18 protein-coding genes are annotated in these 17,526 nt (G+C 62.0%); 9 read left to right on the top strand and 9 right to left on the bottom strand.

What is annotated here, in order from left to right; all coding sequences use genetic code 11:
• The first annotated feature begins 28 nt into the window (after positions 1–28).
• Positions 29–1,495 carry an efflux transporter outer membrane subunit gene (locus tag G7048_RS04665; protein ID WP_166067022.1) on the top strand — a complete coding sequence of 489 codons (1,467 nt, stop codon included), beginning with the start codon at positions 29–31 and terminating at the stop codon, positions 1,493–1,495.
• A 25-nt stretch (positions 1,496–1,520) separates the two neighbouring features.
• Here G7048_RS04665 and G7048_RS04660 read toward each other — a convergent pair whose 3' ends face one another.
• Positions 1,521–1,898 carry a hypothetical protein gene (locus G7048_RS04660; protein WP_371747633.1) on the bottom strand — a complete coding sequence of 126 codons (378 nt, stop codon included), beginning with the start codon at positions 1,896–1,898 and terminating at the stop codon, positions 1,521–1,523.
• Positions 1,899–2,002: 104 nt separating this feature from the next.
• Here G7048_RS04660 and G7048_RS04655 point away from each other — a divergent pair, with 104 nt between their 5' ends.
• Entirely contained in the window at positions 2,003–2,659 is a 657-nt protein-coding gene (locus G7048_RS04655) for an ATP-binding cassette domain-containing protein (RefSeq protein WP_240933168.1), read from the top strand.
• Here G7048_RS04655 and G7048_RS04650 read toward each other — a convergent pair.
• The 7 genes from G7048_RS04650 to G7048_RS04620 all read right to left on the bottom strand — a co-directional run bounded on the left by G7048_RS04650 (position 2,646) and on the right by G7048_RS04620 (position 9,511).
• Positions 2,646–3,467: a LytTR family DNA-binding domain-containing protein gene (locus tag G7048_RS04650; protein ID WP_166067020.1), complete on the bottom strand. Its 822-nt coding sequence runs from the start codon at positions 3,465–3,467 to the stop codon at positions 2,646–2,648. The two genes, G7048_RS04655 and G7048_RS04650, sit on opposite strands and share 14 nt — an antisense overlap.
• Positions 3,464–4,552: a sensor histidine kinase gene (locus tag G7048_RS04645; RefSeq protein ID WP_166067019.1), complete on the bottom strand. Its 1,089-nt coding sequence runs from the start codon at positions 4,550–4,552 to the stop codon at positions 3,464–3,466. The genes G7048_RS04650 and G7048_RS04645 overlap by 4 nt, the downstream gene beginning before the upstream one ends.
• Before the next feature lie 23 nt (positions 4,553–4,575).
• Positions 4,576–4,908 (bottom strand): 2TM domain-containing protein, encoded by a 333-nt coding sequence (locus G7048_RS04640; RefSeq protein WP_166067018.1) that lies wholly within the window; start codon positions 4,906–4,908, stop codon positions 4,576–4,578.
• 47 nt (positions 4,909–4,955) lie between these two features.
• Entirely contained in the window at positions 4,956–5,360 is a 405-nt protein-coding gene (locus tag G7048_RS04635; protein ID WP_166067016.1) for a DUF2306 domain-containing protein, read from the bottom strand.
• Positions 5,361–5,512: 152 nt separating this feature from the next.
• Entirely contained in the window at positions 5,513–5,746 is a 234-nt protein-coding gene (locus tag G7048_RS04630; RefSeq protein WP_166067015.1) for a hypothetical protein, read from the bottom strand.
• Positions 5,747–5,787: 41 nt separating this feature from the next.
• A complete protein-coding gene (gene mutS / locus G7048_RS04625) occupies positions 5,788–8,403 on the bottom strand; it encodes a DNA mismatch repair protein MutS (protein WP_166067014.1) in 2,616 nt (871 codons plus the stop codon).
• 181 nt (positions 8,404–8,584) lie between these two features.
• Positions 8,585–9,511 carry a LysR substrate-binding domain-containing protein gene (locus tag G7048_RS04620; RefSeq protein ID WP_166067013.1) on the bottom strand — a complete coding sequence of 309 codons (927 nt, stop codon included), beginning with the start codon at positions 9,509–9,511 and terminating at the stop codon, positions 8,585–8,587.
• Positions 9,512–9,756: 245 nt separating this feature from the next.
• Between G7048_RS04620 and hcaE the strand changes: the two genes are divergently transcribed.
• From hcaE to hcaD, 5 genes are read left to right on the top strand one after another with little or no spacing between them, the layout of a single operon-like run.
• The gene (gene hcaE, locus G7048_RS04615) at positions 9,757–11,112 is read left to right on the top strand and encodes a 3-phenylpropionate/cinnamic acid dioxygenase subunit alpha (protein WP_166067012.1); all 1,356 of its coding nucleotides are present in this window, start codon (positions 9,757–9,759) and stop codon (positions 11,110–11,112) included.
• On the top strand, positions 11,109–11,663 hold the full coding sequence (hcaF, locus tag G7048_RS04610) for a 3-phenylpropionate/cinnamic acid dioxygenase subunit beta (RefSeq protein ID WP_166067011.1): 555 nt from the start codon (positions 11,109–11,111) through the stop codon (positions 11,661–11,663). Before hcaE ends, hcaF begins: the two co-directional genes overlap by 4 nt.
• 1 nt (position 11,664) lies before the next feature.
• Positions 11,665–12,012 (top strand): 3-phenylpropionate/cinnamic acid dioxygenase ferredoxin subunit, encoded by a 348-nt coding sequence (hcaC, locus tag G7048_RS04605; RefSeq protein WP_166067010.1) that lies wholly within the window; start codon positions 11,665–11,667, stop codon positions 12,010–12,012.
• Complete coding sequence (gene hcaB, locus G7048_RS04600; protein WP_166067009.1) at positions 12,009–12,824, top strand: 3-phenylpropionate-dihydrodiol/cinnamic acid-dihydrodiol dehydrogenase; 816 nt, start codon at positions 12,009–12,011, stop codon at positions 12,822–12,824. Before hcaC ends, hcaB begins: the two co-directional genes overlap by 4 nt.
• A gap of 40 nt (positions 12,825–12,864) precedes the next feature.
• A complete protein-coding gene (hcaD, locus tag G7048_RS04595) occupies positions 12,865–14,118 on the top strand; it encodes a 3-phenylpropionate/cinnamic acid dioxygenase ferredoxin--NAD(+) reductase subunit (protein WP_166067008.1) in 1,254 nt (417 codons plus the stop codon).
• Positions 14,119–14,176: 58 nt separating this feature from the next.
• Here hcaD and G7048_RS04590 read toward each other — a convergent pair whose 3' ends face one another.
• Positions 14,177–15,781: an alkaline phosphatase gene (locus tag G7048_RS04590; RefSeq protein ID WP_240933167.1), complete on the bottom strand. Its 1,605-nt coding sequence runs from the start codon at positions 15,779–15,781 to the stop codon at positions 14,177–14,179.
• Between the two features lie 186 nt (positions 15,782–15,967).
• Between G7048_RS04590 and surE the strand changes: the two genes are divergently transcribed.
• Together surE and G7048_RS04580 are read left to right on the top strand one after the other, a co-directional pair.
• Positions 15,968–16,735, top strand: a complete 768-nt coding sequence (gene surE, locus G7048_RS04585; protein WP_166067006.1) for a 5'/3'-nucleotidase SurE — start codon at positions 15,968–15,970, stop codon at positions 16,733–16,735.
• Positions 16,732–17,514 (top strand): protein-L-isoaspartate(D-aspartate) O-methyltransferase, encoded by a 783-nt coding sequence (locus G7048_RS04580; protein ID WP_166067005.1) that lies wholly within the window; start codon positions 16,732–16,734, stop codon positions 17,512–17,514. The genes surE and G7048_RS04580 overlap by 4 nt, the downstream gene beginning before the upstream one ends.
• Positions 17,515–17,526 lie beyond the last annotated feature (12 nt).

The raw sequence follows: 17,526 nt of genomic DNA, 5'->3' as shown, positions 1-17,526 counted from the left end.
GACCGTGAAAATTCACCATCCAAAAAGAATGACCAAACCGTTTGCATTGAGCCTGCTGACCGTGGCGCTGCTGCTCGCAGGCTGCTCCACACAGGAGCCTTATCAACGCCCATCGCTGGATGTGCCCGATCAGTTCAAGGAAGCCGCGAAGCTGAGCACCGAATCCGGCCTGTGGCAACCCGCGCGCAATGCAGGCGCGGCCTCGGTTCCCGCACAGTGGTGGACGCTGTATGGCGACACCACGCTCAACCGGTTGCAGGACGAGGCGCAGGCGGGAAGCCAGACGCTCGCGCAGGCGGCGGCGCGTGTGCGATCGGCCAAGGCCTCGGTTGCCAGCAGTCGCTCTTCGCTGTTTCCGACCATAGGCACGAGCGGCAGCGGAACGCGTTCCAAGTCTGCGGGTGGCAACTACACCGATTCGACCACGGGCGAAACCGTGGCGCGTAGCGGCACCATCGCCAACAGCTACTCGCTCGGTTTGAATGCGAGCTGGGAGGTCGATCTGTGGGGCCGCGTCGCAGGTCAGGTCAGCGCGAGCGAAGCCAATGCCCAAGCCAGCGAATACGATCTGGCCGCCGCGCGTCTGTCGCTCGAAGCATCGGTTGCGCAAACCTATTTTTCACTGCGCGCATCCGAGGCATCGCAGCGCCTGCTCAAGCAGACGCTGGAGGCTTACGAGCAAAGCTGGCAACTCACGAAGAACCGCTACAAGGCGGGCGTGGCATCGTCGGCGGATGTGGCGCAGGCCGAATCGCAATACAAAAGCACCGAGGCCCAACTGATCGAATCGCAATCCACGCGTGCGCAGTACGAGCATGCGCTCGCCGCGCTGTTGGGCAAGGTGCCTGCCACGTTCAGCTTGCCCGAATCGGCCGAGCTGCCCGCGCCTCCGGCAGTGCCTGCCGTGCTGGCTTCGCAATTGCTGGAAAAGCGCCCTGACATTGCCGCTGCCGAACGCAGCGTGGCCGCAGCGAATGCGCAGATCGGCGTGGCGCGTGCCGCGTATTTTCCGTCGCTCAGCTTGTCGGCCAGCACGGGTTATCGGGCTTCGGAATTGTCGAATCTACTCAGCGCGCCGAATCTTTTCTGGTCGTTGGGTCCTGCACTGGCCTTGGCGATTTTCGATGGAGGTGCGCGCAGCGCAGCCGTCGAATCGGCACGCGCACAACTCGATCTGACGTCGGCCACTTACCGGCAAACGGTCATCACCGCATTGCAGGAGGTCGAAGACAACCTGGTCATTGCGGACTCGCTGACCAGAGAATTGCAGGTGCAGACCGAAGCCGCTGCTGCCGCGCGCAAGGCGCTGACCGTGGCGAACAACCAGTACAAGGCAGGCATCGTTGCCTACTTGAATGTGCTGACCGCGCAGACCTCGGTGTTGAGCGCCGAGCGCAATCTGATCGATGTGCGCAACCGCAGACTGGCGGCGGTGAACACGCTGCTCAAGAACGTGGCGGGGAGCTGGGAAGAGAGTGCGACCACCGTGCGCTGAGCGTCACTGTGGATGGGGCGATTGTTCAGTCGGCGTCCAGATTGAAGGCTTCGCGGAATGCATCCGCAAAAGCCGCGCTGCCTGAAATCGTCAGCGTGACGTTGGTGTTTCCGGCAGGTGCTGCGGCGATCTGCACATGGCCTGCTCGCGCATCGACATCGGCAATCAGCGAATCGCCGGAATCGTCCTGCGCCTGAAGATCGAAATCCCAATCGCCACCATCCTCTATGGCCGCACGCTGGCCGGGAAAGGCGCGGTTGGCCCATGCCAGAACGGACGCGATTTCGGCCGTCAGCGCAGACAGACGCGCAGCGGAAACACTGGCCATGGCATCCCAGGTGCCGTTGCCTTCTTCGTCTTCGCTGTAGTCAAAAATCAGATAGTCCAGAGATGGAGCGGGCACAGCAGTCACTTGAAGAGGAAAAGGTAAGGGAGAATCGGGTTCTCGCATTTTCGCCCGAACTCTCAACCTTCGCGACCACCCACATGAATGCCGGAGATACCCACTTGCCCAATTTGCCCACCATGCTGCGCATCAGCGGGCTGCACTTTGGCTTTTCTGCAGGCCCTGAACTGATCTGCGCGGATCACGAATGGCATGCCGGATTGCATCTGGTGCGGGGCGATGAAGGCGTGGGCAAGACGGCGCTGCTGTGCACGCTGGCCGATGCCTTGAAGTCGCGCGCTGGTCGTATCGAATATCTGCTCGACGCGAGTGGCAAGGTGCAGCCGAGCGATCTGTTCTGGCAGCACCCGCGCACCGAGTTGAGCGAGGCGGATTTGAGGATGACCTGCCGCGACTGGATTGCCCGCTGCGCCAAGGATTACCCGCAGTGGCTCGATGCAGATTTCGAGCGCCATGTGGAAGGCTTTGCGCTCGATGAACACATGCACAAGCCGCTGCTGGCGCTGTCCACCGGCTCGCTGCGCAAGCTCTGGATGGCGGCGGCATGGGCCAGCGGTACGGCGTTGACGCTGATCGATGAGCCGTTGGCGGCGCTCGACAAACCCTCCATGCGCTATGTGCAGGAGACGCTCAACGAGTTCACCATCGAAGACCAGATGGAGCGCTTTGGCGAGGCCAAGCGCTGCGTGATCGTCACGCATTGGGACGCGATGGATGGCGTCGATTGGGACGATACGCTCACGCTCACATCGCCTTGAAGCGTGTGGCGTAGAGACGGCTTACGGCCAATTTTTCAGGACGCTCGCGCAGCAGCAATGTGAGCTTGCCTGATTCGTCGCGCTGGGCTTGCGCGACGCTGGCAGCGCGCACCACGGTGCCGCGATGGATTTGCCAGAAGCGCTGTTCATCGAGCTGCGGAATCAGCTCCTTGAGCGGCGTGCGCAGCAGGTATTCATGGCTCGCGGTGAGCACGCGCACGTATTTGTCGGCTGCCTCGAAATAGACAACGTCCTGCACCGGCACCATATGCAGTTGATTGCCGACGCTGGCTTGAAGAATCCGAATCGGCGCGCTGACTGGTTGGGTTGGTGATGGCAGCCCTTGCAGTTTCCGCAATTGCTGGAGCGTCTGTTCAAGCAGGTCCGTGGTTTGATGGCTCTGCCTTGTTTGCCACCATGCACGCAGTCGCTGAACGGTCTGCGCCAGTCGCGCTGGCTGGACGGGTTTGAGCAGGTAGTCCATGGCCTGCGCCTCAAACGCCTGTACAGCGTATTGGTCGTATGCGGTGACGAAGACGATGGCGGGGAAGGGCGTGTGGTCGGGCCATGCATCAGCGATTTCGGCAGCTGCATCAAGCCCGCTTTGGCCGGGCATGCGGATGTCGAGAAGCAGCACATCCGGCCTGATGTTCAACGCCATCTGCACGGCGCTGAGGCCGTCTTCGGCGATACCTGCCACTTGCAGTTCGGGCCATGCCTTTGCCAGAGACTGTTGGAGGCTTTGGGCGAGCAAGGGTTCGTCTTCTGCAATCAATGCGCGCGGTGCGGATGAAGTGGATGGACTCATGATCGACTCAAGGGAAAGACGATGCGCGCAAGCGTTCCGGGCTCGGGCGCTCGGGATGTCAGCTCGAATCTGGCGGCTTGCCCGTAGCGTGTGGTCAGTCGTTCGCGGACTTGGGTGGTGCCGAAGCGTTCTGACGAGGCAGGCGTCGGGATCGATGCTTGAGGCGAGATGCCGCAGCCGGTGTCGGTGACCGTCAGTTCCACAAAAGCGAGTTGAGCATCGTTGATCTCGCGTGCGCTCACCTGAATGTCTCCGCCTTGGATTTGCGACTCCAGACCATGGCGAATGCTGTTCTCCACCAGCGGCTGCAGCAGCATGGGCGGCACTTGCATGTCGGCCAGCGCGTCAGGCAGATTCAGTGTGAACGTCAGCCGCTTGCCCATGCGGATCTGCATGAGCGTGAGGTAGTCGTGCAGACGCGCAAACTCGTCGCGCAGCGCGTGCTCTGTGTTGCGCGAATTGCCCAGCGTGGCGCGCAGGTAGTCGATGAGGTGGTCGAGCATCGTTTGTGCGCGCTCGGGATCGGAGGCAATCAACACGCGCAGATTGGCCAGCGTGTTGAACAGCATGTGTGGCTCCAACTGCGTTTGCAGCATCGCCAGGTGCGCTTCGGCGGCTTGCTTTTCTGCCTGCGCGGCCTGCAACTGCAACTGTCGCGACTTGCCGATCACGTAGAACACAAACGACATGAGGGTGCTGGTGACTGCGGTGATGATCATGGGCAGCAGCCAGACGTCGAAGTAGTCGGCTTGCGTGTTCGGTTGCGCATGGCGCTGGTAGCTTTGCCCGATGAGCGAGCCCACACCGAAGCCGATCAGCACACCAACCAACACGACCGCGATCCCGCGCCAGCCGTGCGGCCATGGCACTTCGGCGCTTTGCGCAAAGCGCAGACGGCCAAATTCGATGACCAGCCAACTCAGCAAGCCGATGGCAAGCGAGTACACCAGGTTCACATCCCAGGTGCTGGGGCCTGCCATGGTCAGCACCAAGGTGATCAGCAGACAGACCGCCACCGTCGCCGCGCCGTGGCGGGCAAGCATGGGGACGAGCGCTGGGGCAACGTGGATGCGAGGGGGCTGCATGACATGCATGTTAGCTTGACCGTTCAGTGCGGAGTGGATGCGTTGCCGTCTTGTTTGAGTTGCTGTTCGCGCAGCAGGCGTTCGCGCTCGCGTTGCACCATGCGATTCCAGAATGCGCTGCGCGCAGTGCGCAGCCAGACGCTTGCGCCGTGAGCGAGCAGACCTATGCCCCAGAACAACGCGGGGAACACGGCCCAATGTTTTCCTTGGTGCAGCGCAACGCTCATCAGGCCCAGATTGGCCAGCAGGTAGACCGCGGCGTGGATGCACCAGCCGAGCTTTCTTCCAGCGCGCTTGCGTGCCTCGTACTCGATGGTGTCGAAATCGTTGGCGGGATAGTGTCTCGAATGCTGCATGTCGAAAGCTCCTTGGCGACGGTGATTGAGTTGAATCAGCGGGGTGTTCAGACCACACCCAGCGATGACCAGAGCCAGTGGCCGATGATTCGATCGGGAGTCAGCGTGAACAGTCCGGCGACCACGCAACCGCCGATGTAGACCATCTGCATGACGCGGCGGTGCCCAACGAAGTTGCGGCGGCGCAGATACCAGAAGGCACGCGCGATGCCCGCGACGGCCAGTGGAATGAGCAGGTGAATGGGAGTGAAGCCGTGCCAGCTCCAATCGCTGGTCGAGCGGATGAAAAACGCGGTGCTGGCCGTGCCGATCATGCTGATGACAAAACCATACCCAGCGACGCGATGCCACGTGGGGCGTGCGGCACCCTGTCTGCGTGCCCAGAGCGCGACGCCGCCGCACATGAGCGCGAACAGGGCCAGCAGGGCGTGGGTAGCAATCAGCGGAGACATGGCCGAATCCTTGTTGTCTGGCGATGCGGTGATCGCGATGACGGGATGTTCGGCTTGGAGTGGATGCGACGCGAGGGGCTTGCGACGGGATGCGCGGATTGTGGTGTGAGATGCGCGAATACTGCGTGAACGGTGCGAGCTTGGTGAGTCGCTCACTCTTCCCAGAACGCGTCGATCAGATCGCCTTGTCCATCGGTCAGCCACCATTCGATGACGACATGGCGTTGCCCGATGCCGAAAATGCCAAGCGGGCCACGTGGTGCGGACCTGCGAGGGCAGCGCCACAACTCATCGCCCGGTTGCATCAAGGCAAGCACGCGCGCGCGGATGCCTGCTGGCACCTGCGGCGAGTTGACGTCAACGAGCGTGTCTTGCGTGTCGTCCATGGGCGCATGGTAGCGGTGGTTGCCGCCAACATGCTGGGGACTTACGCCAGCAGCCGCTTGAGCTGATAGAGCGCGTCCAACGCCTCGCGCGGGCTCAGGGCGTCGGGGTTGATGTTGCCGAGTGCCTGTTCGACCTGGCTGATGGATGCCAGTTCTGGCTCGGGCGGTGGGGCGAAAAGATCGACCTGTGTGTCGTCCTCGCCCGCGCGGGCTTCCAGTGCGTCGAGCGCGTGGCGTGCGTGGTTGATCACGCCTGCGGGAACGCCTGCGAGCTTGGCGACCTGGATACCGTAGCTGCGGCTGGCGGGGCCGGGCTGGATTTCGTGGAGGAAGACGATGTCGTTGCCTGACTCGGTGGCGCCCACGTGCACGTTGACGGCGTGACCGTGGCGTGTGGAGAGTTCGGTGAGTTCGAAGTAGTGCGTGGCGAACAGCGAGAACGCCTTGGTCTTGTCGTGCAGGTGCGTGGCGATGCCGCTGGCCAGCGCGAGGCCGTCGAAGGTGCTGGTGCCGCGGCCAATTTCGTCCATCAGCACGAGCGAGTGCGGCGTGGCGCTGTGCAGAATCTGCGCAGCTTCGGTCATCTCCAGCATGAAGGTCGATTGCGCATTGGCCAGATCGTCCGCCGCGCCAATGCGCGTGTGGATCGCATCGATGGGGCCGAGGCGGCAGGCGCTTGCGGGCACGTACGAGCCCATGCTGGCAAGCAGCACGATCAGCGCGACCTGGCGCATGTAGGTCGATTTACCGCCCATGTTCGGGCCGGTGATGATCTGCATACGCGAGTTGGCGTTCAGGCGCGTGTTGTTGGGGATGAACGCGCCGGACGAAGTTTCGGCAAGACGTGCTTCGACCACCGGGTGACGGCCTGCGTCGATGTCGATGCAGGGCTCGTTCACGAATTGCGGCGCGCACCAGTTCAGCGTGAGCGAGCGCTCGGTCAGCGCGCACAAGGCGTCGATGGTGGCAAGCGCTCCAGCCAGACGGGTGAGCGCGGGCACATGGGTCTGCAATTGGTCGAGGATCTGCTCATACAGAAACTTCTCGCGCGCCAGACCGCGTTCCTGCGCGGACAGGGCCTTGTCTTCGAACGTCTTGAGTTCGGGCGTGATGAAGCGCTCGGCGTTCTTGAGCGTCTGGCGGCGGCGGTAGTTCTCGGGCACGCGGTCCAGATAGCTGGTCGTGACTTCGATGTAGAAGCCATGCACTTTGTTGAACTGCACGCGCAAATTCGGAATGCCGGTGCGTTCCTTTTCGCTGGTCTCGAGTTGCAGCAGAAAGTCGTCGCAGTTGTTCTGAATGCCGCGCAGTTCGTCGAGTTCGGCATCGAAGCCGTTCGCGATCACGCCGCCGTCGCGCACCAGCGCGGCAGGCTCTTCCATGATGGCCGCGCGCAGCAGTTGCGTGCAGTCGGTGGGTGGAACGAGATCATCGAAAAGCTGTGCGAGAAACGGCTCGGGCGCGCGCGGAAATTGGGAAAGCAACAGCGATTTTTCCAACGTCTTGCCCAGACCGACGAGTTCACGCGGGCGCACCTGGCGCAGGGCGATGCGCGCGGTGATGCGCTCCACATCGGACACGCCCTTGAGCTCGCCGCGCAGCAGTTGCCACGGACTGTTGTTGCTCGCGCCGGAACCGCGCAGCACGCCGATGGCGGACAGGCGATCCCGCGCGGCGCTGCGATCGCGGCTGGGTTCGAGCAGCCAGGTCTTGAGCAGGCGACTGCCCATGCCGGTCATGCAGGTGTCGAGCAGCGAGAACAGCGTGGGCGAATCTTCGCCGCGCAGTGTCTTGGTCAGCTCCAGATTGCGGCGCGTGGTGGCGGGCAGGTTGATGAGTTCGCCACTGCGTTGCACGCGCACGCCGTGCACGTGGGTGAGGGCGCGGCCTTGGGTGTGTTCGGCGTAGGTCAGCAATGCGGCTGCGGCTGCGTGCGCTTGTTGAAGACCTTCGGCATTCCATGCCTGCAGGCTGGCCGCGCCGAGATGTTCGAGCAGTTTGCGCTCGCCCAGAGCGCTGTCGAACTGCCAATCAGGGCGCAGACTCAGCGGGCAGGTCAGCACACCGCTGTGGCGCAACGCGACGAGTTGTTCTTCAAAGCGCTGCGTCACGCCCGCGCTGTAGATCACCTCGCTCGGCGCGATGCGTGCAATCCAACTGCCGACCTCGTCGTGCGTGCATTCGGCCATGTGCACCACGCCCTGCGTGACGCTGAGCCACGCCAGCCCGGCCTTGGCGCGCGGTCCCTGGTGCACGGACAGCAGCAGGGACTCGTTCTTGTCGGACAGCAGTTCGGAGTCGGTCAACGTGCCGGGCGTGACCACGCGCACCACCTTGCGCTCGACCGGGCCTTTGCTCGCGCCGACCTCGCCGACCTGCTCGGCAATTGCGACGGATTCACCCATCTTGATGAGGCGGCCGAGGTAGTTTTCGAGCGCATGAAACGGCACACCCGCCATGGTCACGGGCTCGCCGGCGGACTGTCCGCGCTGCGTGAGCGTGATGTCCAGCAGTCGCGCGGCCTTTTCGGCGTCGGCGTAGAACACTTCGTAGAAGTCGCCCATGCGGTAGAACAGCAGTGTGTCGGGGTGATCCGCCTTGAGCGCTAAATATTGCGCCATCATGGGCGTGTGCGACGAAAGATCAGCGGTAGTCATCAATAGTGTGTAGCTTGCAATTTGTGCTGCCATCCAGGGCAGATAAGGGGTGATTTTCGCCGCGTTTTGCAATCTGGCCGGAATTGGCTCCCGCACGGGGGAAGGGCAAGAGTCTACCCAGCCGCCTTGAAACTTGATGGCTGGGCGGTTGTCTGTTGGCCTGTTGGGCGTTCGTGCTGCGTCAGGAAGGCCGCCGCACAGTGTTGCGGACCAGTTCCAGCAGGGTGGTGAGCGCCGGAGTCACGGAATGGGCGTCCTTGGCGTGCGCCATGATGAGATCGATCGTCGGGGCCGTGCCGAGAAGCGGTCGCGACACGACATTGCGCGGGCTGAAGGTTTCGGCATAGGCGGGCAGGAGCGCAAATCCGAAGCCGCCCGCGACGAGATTCATGCTGGTCAGGATGTTGGACGAGATTTGCACCTCGCCGACGCTCACCTCATGGCGCTGGAGATATTCGTCGGTCACCTGCCGCAACGCGCCGCTGTAGGACGGATCGGTGCTCACATGAGGCACATGGTTCAGATCCAGAGGCACGACACCGGACAGGGACGCGAGTGCATGGTCTTCGCGGATGAAGACGCGCAGGGTCTCGGTCAGGATGACTTCGCTGCGAATCGTTTTGGAATGAAGTGGTGGTCGGGTGAAGGCCACATCAATGTCGCCATGGTGCAGCGCGGCCTGCTGCTCTGGCGGCGTGAGGCTCTTGAGGATCAGTTGCACATTGGGATGCTGCAGCCGCAGCGCGGGAATCACGACGGGGAAGATCTGCACCTCGGCCGACGGGACGAAACCAATGGTCAGGCTCTCTCTGGCCTTTTCGCCTGCCGACTGGGCGCGGGCCACCGCATATTCCACTTGCCGCAGCACGAGGCGAGCCTCTTCGAGAAAAATGCGTCCCACCTCGGTCAATTCCACCTTGCGCGGACTGCGAATGAACAGCACCAGACCGAGCGATTCTTCAAGGCAACGAATCTGCTCGCTCAGCGAAGGCTGCGAGGTGTACAGGCGCTCGGCCGCGCGGGTGAAGCTCAGTTCTTCGGCGACGGCAACGAAGTAGCGCAAACGGCGAAACTCCATCAGCACACCTTGCCAAAGTGCTGCACACACTGTCTTGTCTCTTTGTCGTTTTTCATTTCCATATGCATCGGTACCACCGATCTTGCTCCTCGTCCGGGGGCTCCATTCTTCCATCGGCATCAACGGTTTGTGTTGATTTCGATGAGAGGTTTTCGATGCATTGATCGGGATTTCCGATGGTGAAAGAGGCACAAAGTATTTCACCCAAAAGGGATGAATTTCTATCATCCACGGACTGAAATCCCGGGCCCGGAGCCCACCAATGAGGAGACACCATGACGATCAGTGCACAGGACATCGAAGGGATGGTCGATGCGCAGAGAGGCCGCATCAATCCACGCATTTATTCCGATGCCGAGCTCTACGAGTTGGAGCTGGAGCGCATCTTTGGACGGACCTGGCTGTTTCTGTGCCACGTCAGTCAGATTCCCAAGGCGGGCGATTTCTTCAACACCTACATGGGTGAGGATCCGATCATCGTCGTGCGGCAAAAGGATGGTTCGATCAAGGCCTTCCTGAACCAGTGCCGTCACCGCTCGATGCGCGTGTCGCATGCCGACAGTGGCAACACCAAGGCGTTCACCTGTCCGTATCACGGCTGGAGCTACGGCGTGAACGGCGCGCTGGTCGATGTGCCGCTGGAGCCCAAGGCCTATCCGCAGGGACTGAGCAAGGACAAATGGGGCTTGCGCGAAGTGACGCGCGTGCGTGAGTACAAGGGCCTGATCTTCGGAAACTGGGATGCCGAAGCACCGGAGCTGGAAGACTACATGGGCGGCATCGCCTGGTATCTGGATGGCGTGCTCGACCGCCGCGCCGGGGGCACCGAAATCATTGGCGGGGTGCAGAAGTGGGTCATCCACTGCAACTGGAAATTCCCGGCGGAGCAGTTCGCGTCCGATCAATATCACGCTTTGTTTTCGCACGCATCGGCGGTGCAGGTACTGGGTGCAAAGCCGGATGCGGATGGGCGTCCGCTCGGGGCAGGGCAGACCGCCCGTCCGGTATGGGAGACCGCCAAGGATGCAGTGCAGTACGGCGAGCGCGGCCATGGCAGCGGCTTCTTCTTCACCGAGCGCCCGGACGCGAACGTGTGGGTGGATGGCGAGGTGTCGCAGTACTTTCGCGACACATTTGAAGAAGCCCGTGAGCGCCTCGGGGAGGTTCGCGCACTGCGGCTTGCCGGTCACAACAACATGTTCCCCACGATGAGCTGGCTCAACGGCACGGCGACGTTGCGTGTGTGGCATCCGCGTGGTCCGAATGAGGTGGAGGTCTGGAATTTCTGCATAGCCGACAAGGATGCACCCGAGGACGTCAAGCAGGCCTTCGAGCGCAGCGAGACGCGGGCGTTCGGACCGGCTGGCTTCTTGGAGCAAGACGATTCGGAGAACTGGGCCGAGATTCAAAAGGTGCTGCGCGGCAAGGTCGCACGGTCCACCAAGCTGTGTCTTGAAATGGGCCTGGGCAACGAGCGCACACGCGAAGACATGCCGGGAATCACCAACTACATCTTTTCGGAGACAGCGGCGCGCGGACTCTACAAGCACTGGGTCGATCTGCTGGTCTGCGACACATGGGCGGAGGTGCAGGACAGAAGCCAGACTTATGAACAGGAGTTGGTCAAATGAACGCAGCCGTCATGGAAACCGTGGCCAGCGAAGGCGCTTTGGTGAGCCCCACGCTGCACCACGAGATCAGCGATTTTCTCTATCTGGAGGCCGAGCTTCTGGACGACTGGAAGTTTCGCGAGTGGCTGGATGTGGTCGCGCCGGATGTGCGTTACTTCATGCGCAGCACCACCAACGCGCAGACCCGCGACCGGCGGCGCAGCGTTCAGCCGCCGACCACATGGATCTTCAACGAAACCTGGTACCAGCTCGAGCGGCGCGTGGCGCGTCTCGAAACCGGCATGGCCTGGGCCGAGGAGCCACCATCGCGCACGCGGCATCTGATCACCAACCTGCGCATTCGCGAAGCTGCCGACGGTGATGGGTATGAGGTGCGCTGCAACTACGTGCTGCAGCGTTCGCAGAAAGAGCGGGATGTGACGACCTACATCGGCAAGCGCGTGGACCGGCTTCGCCGCGTCGAGGGCAAGCATGGTTGGCAGATTCACTACCGCGACATCACCTTGGATCAGGTCGTGATCACATCCCACAACCTGAGCGTGCTGTTCTGACATGGAAGCATCGAAAGACGAGGAAAAAGTGATCACTGTTGTTGCTTGTGATGTCGGCACGCTGGGCGAAGGCGAGGCGTTTAAGGTGGACGCGAATGGCTTGCAGATTGCGTTGTTCAACATCGCTGGCGAGTTCTTCGCCGTGAATGATCGTTGCAGCCACGGCAATGCGTCGATGTCCGAAGGCTATGTCGAAGACGACGGCACGGTCGAATGCCCGCTGCATGCGGCACGCTTTTGCGTGCGCACGGGCGTGCCGCTGTGCCAGCCCGCCACGGAGGCGATTCAGACCTATCCGGTGTCGATCGTCGAGGGCAAGGTCTGCTTGACGCTGGAGGCTGCGTCATGAGTGGTTGGCTTGAACAGCAGGTCGTTCTCATCACAGGCGGAGGCTCCGGCTTGGGCTGGGCCATCGTCGAGCGCTTTCTGAAAGAAGGCGCGCGCATGGCCGTGCTGGAGCGTTCACCCGAAAAATGCGAAGACTTGCGTCGCCGATTCGGTGACTCCGTGATCGCCGTGCAAGGTGATGTGCGAAACCCGCAGGACAACGCCAAGGCCGTTTCAATGAGCGTGGATCGCTTTGGCCGGCTGGATTGCTTCATCGGAAACGCAGCGGTCTGGGACCACGGTGCGAGTCTGCTGGACACGGATGCAACGTCGTTCTCTGCCGGATTCGATGAGTTGTTCGCGGTGAACGTCAAGGGCTACCTGCTGGGCGCGAAGGCCGCTGCACCGGAGCTGGTGAAAAGTTCCGGCAGCATGATTTTCACAATGTCCAACTCGTCGTTCTATCCGGGCGGCGGCGGCCCGTTGTATACCGCGAGCAAGCATGCGACGGTGGGTTTGATACGCCAGCTTGCGTATGAGCTGGCACCCAAGGTGCGCGTCAACGGCGTCGGCCCCTGCGGCATGAACACCGATCTTCGCGGCCCGCAGGCGCTGGGCCAGCAGGACACGCGCATCATGGACTCGCGCTCGCCCGATGCGATCAAGGCGATCTTGCCGCTGCAATTCTTTCCGTCTCCCGAAGAGTTCGTGGGACCGTTTGTGCTGCTCGCTTCGCGTCAGAACAATCAGACGCTCAGCGGCGTGATGATCAATGCCGATGCCGGGCTCGGCATTCGTGGGATTCGCCACGTTGCCGGTGGTCTTGGACTGTGAAGCGCCGACTGCGTTCTGTGGAACCTCTGGAGTTTTCTCGATGAGCGATTCATTCAACTCTCGCGTGGTCATCGTCGGCGCGGGGCAGGCTGGTGCCATGGCGGCGATGGCATTGCGCGAACTGGGGCATGTCGGCTCCATCACCCTGATCGGAGATGAAGCCGAGGCTCCTTATGAGCGACCACCGTTGTCCAAGGATGCGCTGCTGCACCCAGACGACACGCGGATTCTGATTCGGGAACCGAGTCACTATGCGTCCATCCATGTCCAACTGCGGCTGGACACGTCAGTCACGAACGTGGTGGCCGATGAGCGCAAGGTGGTGCTGTCCGATGGATCCTCACTGGACTACGACTTTTTGATTCTTGCCACGGGCGCACGCGCGCGCCGATTGCCGCAATTGGACGCTCTGGGTGCGCGCGTGCATACCCTGCGCTCGATTGCCGATGCACAACGCCTTCAATCACAGCTCGTTCGCGGAGCAAAAGCCATTTTGGTCGGGGCGGGGGTTATCGGGTTGGAATTGGCGTCCAGCTTGATCGACTTGGGCTTGAGTGTGGATCTGGTGGATCAGGCCCCGCGCATCATGTCCCGCAATGCGCCAGAACTTGTCAGCGATGTGCTGAAACAGGCACATGAGTCTTGGGGTGTGCGATTCCACCTTGGAGTGTCTGTCGATGCAGCGCAAGACAATGGCAACGGCATCGTTCTGAATTTGACGGATGGCACCGTGTTGGAGGGCGATCTGCTGGTCTACGGTGTGGGCGCTGTCGTGAACGACGCGCTGGCGCGCAGCGCGGGTATCGAACTCCTGAACGGCGCGGTGGTTGTGAATGCACTTTGCCAGACCTCTCGCCCTGAAATTCTGGCTGCAGGCGATGTCGCAATTACAGTGGGCACGTCCGGCACGCCCATTCGATTGGAGACGTGGGAGAACGCCAACACACAAGCCATGATTGCCGCTCGCACAATCTTGAATTTGGAACCAGCGCCTGCGACAGTGCCTTGGTTCTGGACGGATCAATGTGGCATGAATCTGCAATTTTCCGGTGACATGCAGGCTCCGGACTGGGTGGTTCGAGGGAGCGTCAAAGAGGCCTCGTTCATGGCTTGGGGCTTGCTCAAGGGTGTTGTCGTTGGTGCCATCACCGTCAATCAAGGGCGCGAAATGCGTCCTGCCAAGGAGCTGATCGCCAAGAAGGCTGCCATTCCCGCGTCGGTGCTGGGCGACTTGAAGGTGAATCTGCGCCATCTTGCGAAAGCGCCAGAGCAGTTTGCGGGCAAGGTGGGCTGACTGGGAGAGGCCCTCCCGCCGGGCGCGTGAAATCAGTGCGCTGGGTTGTCAAGCCTTGTCATGCCAGTTGCACGCCCGCGCGTCCGTCTTCCACCACAAACTTTGCCAACTCGCGCATCCTGCTGTTCGCATCGAGCGGGTCGGCCACGGCGTTCAACGTGGTGTTCCACTGGCGTGGGGTGATGTCGCACAGGCCATAGCCGCGTTCTTCGCAGCGGGCAAAAAGCACCTGCGGATTGCCGTTGCGAATCGCGTCGACTTTGTCCTGCGTGGTGCCGGAGCGTGAGCTGATCGATGTGCCGCAGAACTCGCTGGCGATCACGCGGGATTTCTTGCCGTCGCGTTCGCGGGCGTTGACGGCTTCGACGTTGCAGACGTAGTTCTGGTGGATATCTCCACCGATGAAGACCGTGTTGCGTGGCGGGCGGGCGTCGATGGCGCGGATCAGGCGGTCGCGGGCGGGTGGGTAGCCGTCCCAGCTGTCGGTGGATTGCGTGCCCGATGGATAGGTGCGCGGGGTGAACAGTGTTTGCTGCGCGATGACGCTCCAGCGCGGGTGGCGGCTTTGTGCGTCGGCGCGCAGACCTTTTTCCAGCCAGCGTTCTTGATCGAGTCCGAGAAAGCTGCGTGCCGGATCGAGCAATTCTTCGCATTTGTCGGAGCGTGCGGGATTGGCTCCGGCATCGACCTTGCGGCAGGCCTGACGGTCGCGGTACTGGCGGGCGTCGAGCAGGTGGATGTTGGCGAGCTGTCCCCATTGAAAGCGGCGGTAGAGCTGCAGGCTGTGAAAGCCATCGTTGGCGACAAGCGTGGAGGCGCGCAGCGGCATGTGCTCGTAGAACGCCTGCCAGGCGGCAGTGCGCGCGAGCAGAAACTCGGCGGTCGTGCCGCCTTTGCCCCAACTGCCCACATAGTCGTTCTGCACTTCGTGGTCGTCCCAGGTGACGATCCATGGCGCGACGGTGTGGGCCAGTTGCAGGTCCGGGTCGCTCTTGTGCAGCGCATATCGGTCGCGGTAGTCGGCGAGGGTGTGCGGCAGGTGCAGCTTGTGCACGCGCGCCATGCCCTCGGGCTTGGCGGGGGATGCGTACTCGTACATGTAGTCGCCGAGGAACATCACCAGATCGGGCGACTGGGTGGCAGCGTGTCGCCAGGCGGAGTAGAAACCATGCTCCCAACGCTGGCACGATGCGTAGATGACACGCAGTCGCTCCGGCATGTCGTGCGCGGCGGGTGCGGTGCGGGTGCGACCCACGGTGCTGACCGCGTCGCCATGCATGAAGCGGTAGAAGAACCAGTGGCCAGATGGCAGGCCGCGCACTTCCACGTGCACGCTGTGGGCAAAGCTCGGGTCGGCTTCGGCGGTTCCGCGCGCGACGATCTGCTTGAACTGGTCGTCGCGGGCGACCTCCCAGCGCACGGTTTGTGGACCGACGGCGTTGAGCATTTCTGGCGGCAGCGCCGTGCCGGACGGCGGGGCGGCCATGGGCATCAGCCGGGTCCAGAGCACAAAGCCATCGGGTGACGGATCGCCGCTCGCGATGCCCAGGCTGAACGGGTTGTGTTGCAGCTTGGCGTTCTGCGACCATGCCCAGCGCGGCAGTGTGGACATGGCGGAAAGCTGAGCGGCGCGCAGCAGCCATTGGCGGCGGGAGTGGGGCATCGGCATTTTTTGGTGGAGTGGATGGCTCGTGGGACACTGACGATACCGCGAATCGCCTCTTGAATTTTTGGCTACGATTCACCCCCGCAAGAGGGGCAAACGACCAGTGTTCTTTCACGAACACACCCCACAATGGTGGGTTCACGCTTTACCCAACCTACAATCCGGTATTCAGCAGTTGAGACCATGAAGATTCTCATTTCCAACGACGACGGCTATCAGGCGCCGGGCATTGTGGCCCTCCATGACGCCCTCAAGTCCATTGCCGATGTGGAGGTTGTCGCTCCCGAACACAACAACAGCGCCAAGTCGAACGCGCTGACCTTGCATTCGCCGCTGTATGTGCACAAGGCGGCCAACGGCTTTCGCTATGTGAACGGCACGCCTGCGGATTGCGTGCATATCGCGCTGACCGGGCTGCTTGGCTACAAGCCCGACCTGGTCGTCGCTGGCATCAACAACGGCGCGAACATGGGTGACGACACGGTCTATTCGGGCACCGTGGGTGCGGCGATGGAAGGCTATCTGTTCGGCATTCCCGCGATTGCGTTCTCTCAAGTGGACAAGGGCTGGGGCGAGCTGGATGCCGCCGCCGCCAAGGCGCGCGAGTTCGTGCAGCAACTGGAAGCGGCCAAGCACTTCGGCGGCGTGCCATGGCTTCTCAATGTGAATATTCCCAACATGCCCTTCGAGGCGCTCAAGCCGATGCACGTGTGTCGTCTGGGGCGTCGCCATGCGGCGGAGAAGGTGATCGAGCAGCAGAGCCCGCGCGGCGACACCATGTACTGGATCGGCAGCGCCGGTGCGGCTTTCGATGAGGCAGAGGGCACGGATTTCCACGCCACCTCGCACGGTCATGTCTCGATGACGCCGTTGAAGGTCGATCTGACCGATCACGAACGCGTTGGTTATTGGGGGCAGACGCTGCAGCAGACCGGCAAGGAGGCTGCATGAACCAGCGCCGACCGGGCTTTCCCGCCCGCCTGCCCAGTGCCAGCTCTGGCCCCGGAGCTCCCAAGCCGTCGATGAGCAACCCGGTGCGCGCGGTGCCGCGTGTCGCTCCTGCGCCTGCGGGCGTGGGGCTGGATTCATCGACCGTGCGCGAGCGCATGGTGCGCCGCTTGGCCGACTCGGGGATTGGCTCGGCTTCGGTGCTCGCGGCCATGGGTGCCATCGAGCGGCACAGATTTGTTGACAGTGCTTTGGTCAATCAGGCATATGAAGATACAAGTTTACCGATTGGTCTGGGGCAAACCATCTCAAAACCGAGTATCGTCGCGCGCATGGCGGAGTTGCTGTTGGGTGCGCCAGTGGCCAAGACCGAGGGTCTGGGCCGGATACTCGAAATCGGTACCGGCTGCGGTTATCAGGCCGCAGTTCTGGGGCGCATTGCCAAAGAGGTGTATACCATTGAGCGACTTCGTGCGTTGCACGAAAAGGCTCGTGACAACCTGCGCCCGCTCAGACTCACCAATGTGCATCTGATTCTGGGTGACGGCATGCTGGGCTACCCCAAAGGGGCGCCCTACGCAGCCATCATCTCGGCTGCCGGTGGTGAACAATTGCCTGAACAATGGTGTGATCAACTTGCCGTGGGTGGCCGTCTGGTGGCCCCCATGGCTGGCCCGGATGGTAAGCAGATACTTCTCGTGGTGGACAAGACCACCGCGGGTCTCAAGCAGACCGTTCTGGAGGCCGTGAATTTCGTGCCCCTAAAATCAGGGGTCGCCTGAAGGAATGTAGTT

The sequence above is a fragment of the Diaphorobacter sp. HDW4B genome (assembly GCF_011305535.1).
GTDB lineage: Bacteria > Pseudomonadota > Gammaproteobacteria > Burkholderiales > Burkholderiaceae_C > Diaphorobacter_A.
Note: the sequence above shows the minus strand (reverse complement) of the source record. Positions and strands in the feature narration are given on the sequence as shown.